Below are 8781 nucleotides of genomic sequence, written 5' to 3'. Positions count from 1 at the left end.
TATAATCTATTGGATCGCTTTTTAGTGACCTTAGAGTATGAGGGGATCGAACCGATCATCTTTTTGACAAAAGCGGATCTTGTGAAAGATCTTGCCGCAATGAAAGCAATTGAGGAGACCTATCAAGCAATTGGCTACCACGTGATCACGTCAAAAGCAGAAGGCGAAGATCTATTGGAACTTCAACGGTACTTCCCTGAGCGGATCACCGTTTTTATGGGGCAATCTGGTGCTGGAAAGTCTACGCTATTGAATCGAATCGTCCCGGAATTAGCATTGGAAACAGGAGTGATCTCAGAATCTCTCGGACGGGGGAAACATACGACCCGTCATGTGGAGCTCTTGCCGATTTGTGATGGATTGGTTGCCGATACACCAGGATTTAGTTCGATCGATTTTCTGGAAATCGAAGCAGTAGAGTTACCAAAGCTCTTCCCTGATTTTTTAGCAGTAGCTTCCAACTGCCGCTTTAGGGAGTGTATGCACCTCAATGAACCTGATTGTGCAGTTAAACAGGGAGTTGCAGCAAATGAGATTGCTGAAACTCGTTACAAAAACTACGTGCAATTTTTAGAAGAGATTGAAAACCGACGTCCGGTTTATAAAAAGAAGAAAAAGTGAGGGAAAAGCATGATGAAACTAGCACCATCTATTTTAAGTGCCGATTTTGCAAATCTTCAAAGAGACATTGAGCTGGTAGAGCGCCATGGCGCAGATTACATTCACGTAGACGTGATGGACGGTCATTTCGTTCCTAATATTACCTTAGGCCCAAACATCGTTAAAGCGATTCGCCCAGTTACCAAGCTGCCGTTGGATGTTCATCTAATGATCACCGAGCCAGAAAAGTATATCCATGCCTTCGCGGAAGCTGGAGCAGATATCATTGGTATCCACGCGGAAGCAACGCCTCATATCCATCGTGCGATCCAAATGATTGTGGCAGAAAATGTCAAAGCAGAAATCGTCATCAACCCAGGTACACCAGTTTCAGCCATTGAACATGTTTTATCTATGTGTGATCAAGTGTTAGTTATGACGGTCAATCCAGGGTTTGGTGGGCAATCCTTTATTGAAGAATCACTGGAAAAAATTGCGGCGTTGGCTGCTTTAAAAGAAGAAAAAGGCTACCATTATGATATCGAAGTAGATGGCGGGATCGTTCCTGAGACAGCCAAACGCTGCCTGGAAGCAGGCGCAAATGTCTTTGTAGCAGGAAGCTATATTTACGATGCCGATGAACCTGCGGCGCAAATCAGAGCATTGAAAGAAGCTTTGCAATAAATGAAGATTTTGTTAGCGGCAGGTGGAAGTCCTGAAAATTGGCCACAGTTGATGGCGTATGATAAATACATTGGAATTGATCGTGGGGCCCTGTTTTTGCTTCAGCACCAACGGCCAGTCGATCTGGCAATCGGTGATTTCGACTCCCTGACCGCAGCAGAACTGCAAGCGGTCAAACAACAAGTTAAGACAGTGATCCAAGCCCCTGCTGAAAAAGATGATACAGATACTCAATTGGCATTGGTTGAGACGTTGCGTCTTTATTCAGAAGCGCAAATCGACGTGATTGGTGCAACGGGGGGACGCCTTGACCATCTTTTAGCCAATCTGTGGTTAGTTTTAGAAGATCGGTTTCGTCCATTTGCCCCAAATCTGCGTTTTTTAGATCGTCAAAATGTCGTTCAGTTCTTTTTACCAGGCACCTATCAATTGGAAAAAGAACCCGGGATGCAGTATTTGGCGTATTGCTGTTTGACGCCGGTAACAGATTTGACGTTAACAGGTAGCAAGTATTTATTAGAAAACGTCCAAGTACCGTACCCAACTTCTTATGCTAGCAATGAATTTCTGACACAAACAGCAGGTTTTTCCTTTAGCAGCGGGATGATAGCAGTCATTCAAAGTTGTGATTAAGAGACGGAACGTCTCTTTTTTTTGTTGAAAATTTCAGAAACTTAATTACAAAAAAAACATTAAGACGGACAACTTAGCTTTTGTTTGCAGGGTATTAATGGTAAAATTGGAACTACAGTTTGGAATTATTTGAGGTGTCTTTGTGAAAAAGTTTAATCCTAATAAAAATATTATCATCACATTGATTATTGTGATTTTAGTTGTCACCGTATTAAGCGTGACGATCGCCCGCCGAGCAGCGGGAAACTCCACCAATGCCGTGCAATCTACGGTCAATGACTCCGTTGGCTTTATCGATAAAATGATTACCGCTCCTTTTCGTTGGATCGAAAATGGTGCCAATTCAGTCAAAAATTTGTTTGTGACCTATGAAGAAAATGAACGTTTAAAAGAGAAATTGGACAGTTTTGAGGAACTGGAACAAGCGAAGGACAATGCGCAAAGAGAAATCGATGCCTTGAAAGAAGAGCTAGAGCTGAATGCAACCTTGACGAATTATGAACGGATCTCCGCCAATGTCATCAATCGGTCACCTGATACTTGGCAAGATATGCTGATCGTGGACCGCGGCTCAAGAGATGGTGTTGAGGTCAACATGGCAGTTATGTCGCAAAAAGGCTTGATTGGTCGTGTCATTGAGGTCAATGCAGCTTCTTCTAAAATTGAACTTTTGACTTCTGAAAACCAGAATTCCAACCACTATCCGGTTCGGATCAGCGGCGAAGATGGGTCAAACTTTGGGATCCTAAGTAGTTACGATCAAAAAGAACGTTCCTTAGTCATTACCCAATTGACGGGGGACAATGAGCTGAAGGAAGGCGATGTCGTGCAGACCTCTGGATTAGGAGGAAACTCGCCCGCCGACTTAGCGATCGGAACAGTGATCCGTACCACCAAAGATGAGTTTGGTCTTGATACCCAAGTATTTGTAAAACCGTATGCCCAAATGTATGATATTCAAGCAGTAACGATTATCAAACGCTTGGCAGGTGAGGAATAGCCATGAAAAAGCATGACTACATCAAATACCTGGCAGCGGGCGTCTTCTTTTTGATGATGTTGGCAGATGGACAACTGACGCGTTTTTTGGAAAAATGGACCCAAGACAATTATATCGCCAGTGCGCATCTTTTATTGATCGCTCTTTTATGTGGCGCGAAGTATTTGCCGAAAAACTTTTTGATTACCACGGCGCTGGTGATCGGCTGTCTCTATGACGTGTATTATGTCGGTGTGATCGGCATCTACACGGTGGCGTTTCCCTTGATCGTATGGATCATGTATATTTTGAAAAATACGCTTTATCAAAATGTATTTACCATGTTTTTCGGAATGATCATCTTTGTTACAAGCTTAGAAGTTGTGACATTGGGGGTTCAATTGCTGTTTAAGATCGCATCAGTTAGCACGTCATTCTTTGTTTCCCGCTTTCTAGCACCAACGCTTTTATTGAACATCCTTTTGTTTATCCTTTTAGTCATTCCATTCATGAAGCTATTCAAAGACGAATAGCTTCATTTTTTTTGCGTTTGACTGTATAAAAATAACAGCGATTGAAATGTTTTTGTAATATTCCTTTTATCTCTCTGACATACGGCTGTGTTACAATCACACTATCGTGAAGGACTTTAGGTATTCTTAAGCATTTATACATAAAAAAACCATATTAGGGGAAGCAACAGCCGGAGGAATGAAGAGTGAAAAAGCGAATTTTATCTTTATTGTTAGTAAGTTCAATTGTTCTTACTTCTGCAGCAGCACCGACACTTGTCTTTGCATCAGATTTTGACAATAAAATTGAAGAAAAAAATCAAGAGATCTCTGACTTGCAAAACCAGCAAGCGAGCATCCAGTCACAAGTAGCAGCACTTGAAAGCGACGTGACTGCAATCAATGAAAAAGCCCAAACTTTGTTGCAACAACAAGGGGATTTGCGTGCGGATTCTGAAAAGTTGAAGCAAGAAATTGCCGATTTGAAAGTCAGAATCGAAAAGCGTGAAGAAGCGATCCAAAAACAAGCTCGTGATGTTCAAGTCAATGGACAAAGCACGAACTTTATTGATGCAGTATTAGAAGCTGACTCTTTAACAGATGCTATTGGCCGTGTGCAAGCAATGACGACGATCGTCAATGCTAACAAAGATCTTGTAGATCAACAAAAGGCAGACCAAGAAGCAGTTGAAGCGAAAAAAGCGGAAAACGACGATAAATTGGCAGAGATCGCAGCGAACCAATTTGAATTAGAAACACAATTAGGGGATCTACAAGCCAAACAAGCTGATTTGAATGTTTTGCAAGCGGAATTGGCTGTTCAACAAGCATCTAAAGAAGATGAAAAAGCTGATTTAGAAAAACAAAAAGAAGAATACGAAGCAGAACAAGCTCGCATCGCTGCAGAAGAAGCGGCGGCAGCAGCAGCTCGTGAACAAGCAGCACAAGAAGCAGCGGCTCAAGAAGCGGCAGCAAGCGAATCTTCAACGTCGAATTCAACGACATCAAGCGCCACAACAAATTCTAGTACGACGACTGATACTACGCAAGGCAGTTCATCACAAGGCAGCGGTTCAGCAAATACGACCCCATCGACACCTGCCAATAATAACAATAGCAATAACAACCAAGGATCAAATAATAGCAGCAACGGTTCAAGCAGTACTCCTGCACCCGCACAAACGGTCAATGGTTCAGCAATCGTAGCAGAAGCAATGAAATACATTGGTACCCCTTATGTTTGGGGTGGTACGACACCAGACGGCTTTGACTGTTCTGGCTTTACACAATATGTATTTGCTAAAGTTGGGATCTCATTACCACGGGTAACTTACGCACAAGAATTTTCCGGTACGGTAATTTCGATCAACGAAGCAAAAGCCGGTGACTTGTTATTCTGGGGTAGCCGCGGAAGCACACACCACGTGGCGATCGCTATGGGTAACGGACAATACGTTCATGCACCAACACCTGGTCAAAATGTTTCTGTCAGCAGTTACTCTTATTACTCACCAGATTTCGCGGTGCGCGTAAACTAAATCAATTGAAGCTATTTCAAAAGCTGGCGTTTTACGTCAGCTTTTTTTGATTTCTGTTTTAAAAAACGTATGCTTTTTTTGTTTTCAGTCTTGCCAGAACATCTTATAATAGAGAAGAGAAAGGAAGCGGATAAAATGAACAAGACCTCGTCTTCCAGAGAAAAAATGATAACGGTTAAGTTTTATACGAATTATCTTTCTCGCATGATGATGCCGAATTTAAGTATTTTTATTGCGTGGATGCTGATTTCATTCCTGTTGCCTTTTTTCTCAGTCGATCAACAAGTGATCCAGCAAATGGAACAAGGGGTCTTGACTGTGTTGCTGCCCCTCATGATTGCTTATACAGGTGGGCAAATGTTGGCGCCTGAACGCGGTGGGGTCGTAGGAGCAGTGGCGGTCTTAGGGGCTATTCTCGCAACCGATATTCCCCAGGTCTTTGGGGCGATGCTGCTGGGACCGCTAGCGGGCTGGCTATTGTACTGCAGTGATTCGATCGTGAGCAAAGTCAAAAGTGGCTATGAGATGCTGGTGCGCAATTTTATTGCAGGTGCGTTTGGCGGACTCCTTTTTTTAGGCAGTTACTTTCTATTGGCGCCGCTTTTTAATTGGTTCAGTCTCGGCAGCTATCAGCTCGTTGATTATTTCGTTCGGCAAAACGTCGTGCCCTTTATTCATATCATTGTAGAACCATTGAAGGTTTTGTTTTTTAATAATATTGTCAACCATGGACTATTTACGCCGCTAGGAATCGAAGCCGCGGCAGTTAACGGTCAGTCGGTTTTATTTTTGATCGAGGCCAACCCCGGTCCGGGATTAGGGGTCTTAGCGGCGTATCTTTTCTTTGGTTCAAAGCGAAACCGAACGAATGCCGCAGCATCCATTTTTGTGCAGGCTATTGGTGGGATTCATGAAGTCTATTTCCCGTTTGTTCTGCTCGATCCTTGGGTGTTGCTCGGTCCGATCGTTGGTGGTTTCAGCGGTACACTGATCTTCCAATTTTTAGGAGTAGGCTTGAGAGCACCGGCGTCCCCGGGCTCGATTTTGGCGATTTTACTCAATACACCGGCTTCTATGATCCTTGGTGTCTTAACTGGGATTGTCGTCAGTACGGTCGTATCGTTTGCGATCGCTAGTGTGCTATTAAAACGGAAGACCAATACAGAAAATGAGGAGCGTAAGATGCCGAAAATGAAGAAAGTCACGGAGATCGTCGTGGCCTGTGACGCAGGGATGGGGTCCAGTGCGATTGGTGCCAGCATACTAAAAAAACAGTTGCAAGAAGCCCAGCTAACGTTTCCTGTCCGCTATCAGTCGATTTATCGTGTGACGGATGATCCCAAGCTGTTAGTGATCACCCAACGGGAATTAGCAGCTATTGCCCAAAAGCAGACACCACACGCACAGCATTATGTGCTAGATAATTTTTTGGCGGCAGATGAGTATGCTCCGCTGATCCAAGAATTACAAAGAAGAGAACAGGATCCGCAACAATCGTTACAAATCGAAGCAGCAAATTCGCTAGGGTTTTCAACGATCATCTTTTTGTATACTGGAAAAAAACGCGGTTCACAAACGATGGCAGTGGAGATACTAAGAAAAATGGCCCGCCAACAAGCGCTGTCTTTGACCATCAAAAAAATGGCATATGAAGGACAAGCTCTTGATCCTACGGCAGTCTATATCCTCCCGAAAGAACTTGCAAAAAAGTGCCCGATCCCAGATGTTTCTTTACTGGTGGTGGATGATTTATTGACGACAGATGCGTATCGTCAGTTACTGACAGAAGGAGTCGACTATGTTTTTGACCAATCGTGAAACACTTTTATTAACGGAATTGATGAATAGTACCGGTCCGGTTTCTTTAGATCGCATGATGCAAGTCTTAAAAGTCAGTAAACGAACGGTGTACCGTGAACTGGCTAATCTAGAAAAATCCTTAGAAACAGTAGATGCTACCTTAGAGAAGGTCGGTCGTGGTCATTTCCAAATTTTTGCATCAGAAACGAGCATTCGCCAATTACAAGAAGCCATTATGGCAGATACCGATCAAGAATTCGCGGCTAGTGAGCGGCAACACCGTATTTTGTTGCAACTGACTACCGCCACGAAGCCTGTATCCAGTCATTTTTTCTTGGAGCGTTACCAAATCAGCAATACGACGTTTTTTTCAGACATCAAACAGCTTGAAGAGAGTCTCGCACGGCTGCCGTTAAGGATCGTGCGCAATCAAGGGTATGAGATCGAAGGCTCCGAAAAGTATCGGCGGTTGCTCACAGCCAATACACTAGTGATGGAGATCAATGAATACCAATTTTTCCATTTACTGGAAACCGATGATGAAGCCCCGTTTATTTTTCAATTTCTGTCCCGCGACCATCTATTGCTAGCCCAGCGGTTGATTCGGGAAACCATCGAACCCCAATTCAAGGAACTTAGTGACCGCAAATTAGCCTTTATCGTCTTGATGCTGGCGCTAGCCATGGATCGGGTAGCTTTGGGCTATACGGTGGAAGAAGAGACGTACCCGAGTCAGATCAACAAAGACTTGCTGAAGGTGGCGAAAAAGATTTTTGCTCAGATCGCCGAAAAGACCAAACTGCTTTATTCCATCAACGAAATCGTCTTTTTTGCCGTGTTACTAGGTGATTTTGCCAATTCCTTTGACCGTGATTTTTTTGATGACAATTTTGATACCGACTTGGCTTATCGTGTAAAACGCTTGATCGAATTGGTCAGTGAGCAAACGGAAGTGGCGTTTTATGAAGACACGAACTTGTATAAAATGCTGCTGACCCATATCTCAGGAGTAATGACGCGGGCTATTTTAGAAGAAGATCATTTGAACAACCCTATCCTAGAAAAAATCATGAACCAGTATGTCGAGATTGCCAGCGGGATTCGCAATCATCTGCCGCAAGTCTTTCCGCAGCAGCAGTTCTCGGAAGAAGAAATTGCCTATATGGTCCTGCATTTTGCCAATTCGTTGGAAAAAAATCCGAAAGTGTTAGAAGTCAATATTGCAGGGATCTCTCCTAGCGGATTAGCCTCCATCAGTTTGTTAGAGATGCAGCTGCGGAAACATTTTCCCTTTATCAATCAAATCACCTTCTTTCGAGTGGGGGATGTCAAACGGGAAAATATCGAGGAGACCTATGACTTGGTGATCTCGACTTCATTGCTGCCAGGGTATCAAGGAGAGTACAAACTCGTTTCACCGATCCTGCTAGAAGAAGACATTCAAGAGTTGAAGAAGGCCTTCCAAGCCATTAGTCAGAAAAAACGTTCCGCCAAAAAAGCGCCCTCTGCTTTGGTCAAAGAGGAATCCTATGAAGCGGTCTTGGCTTTTATCGAAGCTATTAACCAGCTATTGGCGCTGTTTCAAGTGCAGGCGATTGATAACCCAGCGGACTTGGAAGAAACGTTGCAGCTGGTGCTGACGTCTTTTGATGCACATGTTGTTTTAGATCGTGAGAAAGTTGTTGATCGTCTCTTAAGGCGCTACTTCCAAGCGCCAGTGGGCATTCCTGACACCCACTTTGCCTTGTTTCACGCGGCGAGTTCGGCGATCCTGCAACCTGTTTTTCGTATTTTCGATTTGAAACAGCCGCTGCCACTTCTAGCGATGGATAAAAAAGAAATCGCTGTTACCCGTTTATTAGTCATGCTGGCGCCCTATCCTATCAATGAAACAAGCTCTCAGATGTTAGGGAAGATCAGTGGTTCGATCATTATGAATGATCTAAATACGGAGATTTTTAATTCCGGCAATGATTCGATTATTTATCAGTTACTCTCTTCGCTCTTGATTGAAGAAGTAAAACAATAGGAGGGA

8 protein-coding genes (1 of these 8 cut by a window edge) are annotated in these 8781 nt (G+C 43.6%); all 8 read left to right on the top strand.

What is annotated here, in order from left to right; all coding sequences use genetic code 11:
• Window positions 1-621, top strand: partial view of a ribosome small subunit-dependent GTPase A gene (gene rsgA, locus IGJ01_RS17045; RefSeq protein WP_005232946.1) — the 3' portion only. The gene continues 264 nt to the left of window position 1, outside the view; 621 of the gene's 885 nt are visible here — the last part of the coding sequence; its start codon lies off the left edge, out of view; the stop codon is at window positions 619-621.
• A gap of 9 nt (window positions 622-630) precedes the next feature.
• Window positions 631-1284, top strand: coding sequence for a ribulose-phosphate 3-epimerase (gene rpe / locus IGJ01_RS17040; RefSeq protein ID WP_005232947.1), 654 nt, complete (start codon window positions 631-633; stop codon window positions 1282-1284).
• On the top strand, window positions 1285-1917 hold the full coding sequence (locus tag IGJ01_RS17035; protein ID WP_086316712.1) for a thiamine diphosphokinase: 633 nt from the start codon (window positions 1285-1287) through the stop codon (window positions 1915-1917).
• A 142-nt stretch (window positions 1918-2059) separates the two neighbouring features.
• Window positions 2060-2917 carry a rod shape-determining protein MreC gene (gene mreC / locus IGJ01_RS17030; protein WP_005232949.1) on the top strand — a complete coding sequence of 286 codons (858 nt, stop codon included), beginning with the start codon at window positions 2060-2062 and terminating at the stop codon, window positions 2915-2917.
• Between the two features lie 2 nt (window positions 2918-2919).
• Complete coding sequence (gene mreD / locus IGJ01_RS17025; protein WP_005232950.1) at window positions 2920-3429, top strand: rod shape-determining protein MreD; 510 nt, start codon at window positions 2920-2922, stop codon at window positions 3427-3429.
• A gap of 185 nt (window positions 3430-3614) precedes the next feature.
• Window positions 3615-4946: an NlpC/P60 family protein gene (locus IGJ01_RS17020; RefSeq protein WP_061053511.1), complete on the top strand. Its 1332-nt coding sequence runs from the start codon at window positions 3615-3617 to the stop codon at window positions 4944-4946.
• A 69-nt stretch (window positions 4947-5015) separates the two neighbouring features.
• Window positions 5016-6764: a PTS sugar transporter gene (locus tag IGJ01_RS17015; RefSeq protein ID WP_061053510.1), complete on the top strand. Its 1749-nt coding sequence runs from the start codon at window positions 5016-5018 to the stop codon at window positions 6762-6764.
• Window positions 6745-8775 (top strand): BglG family transcription antiterminator, encoded by a 2031-nt coding sequence (locus IGJ01_RS17010; RefSeq protein ID WP_061053509.1) that lies wholly within the window; start codon window positions 6745-6747, stop codon window positions 8773-8775. Before IGJ01_RS17015 ends, IGJ01_RS17010 begins: the two co-directional genes overlap by 20 nt.
• The last annotated feature ends 6 nt before the right edge of the window (window positions 8776-8781 follow it).

Source organism: Enterococcus sp. AZ089 (assembly GCF_050547225.1).
GTDB lineage: Bacteria > Bacillota > Bacilli > Lactobacillales > Enterococcaceae > Enterococcus_D > Enterococcus_D entomosocium.
The sequence above is the reverse complement of the archived record's forward strand: the minus strand, read 5'-3'. Positions and strand labels throughout refer to the sequence as shown.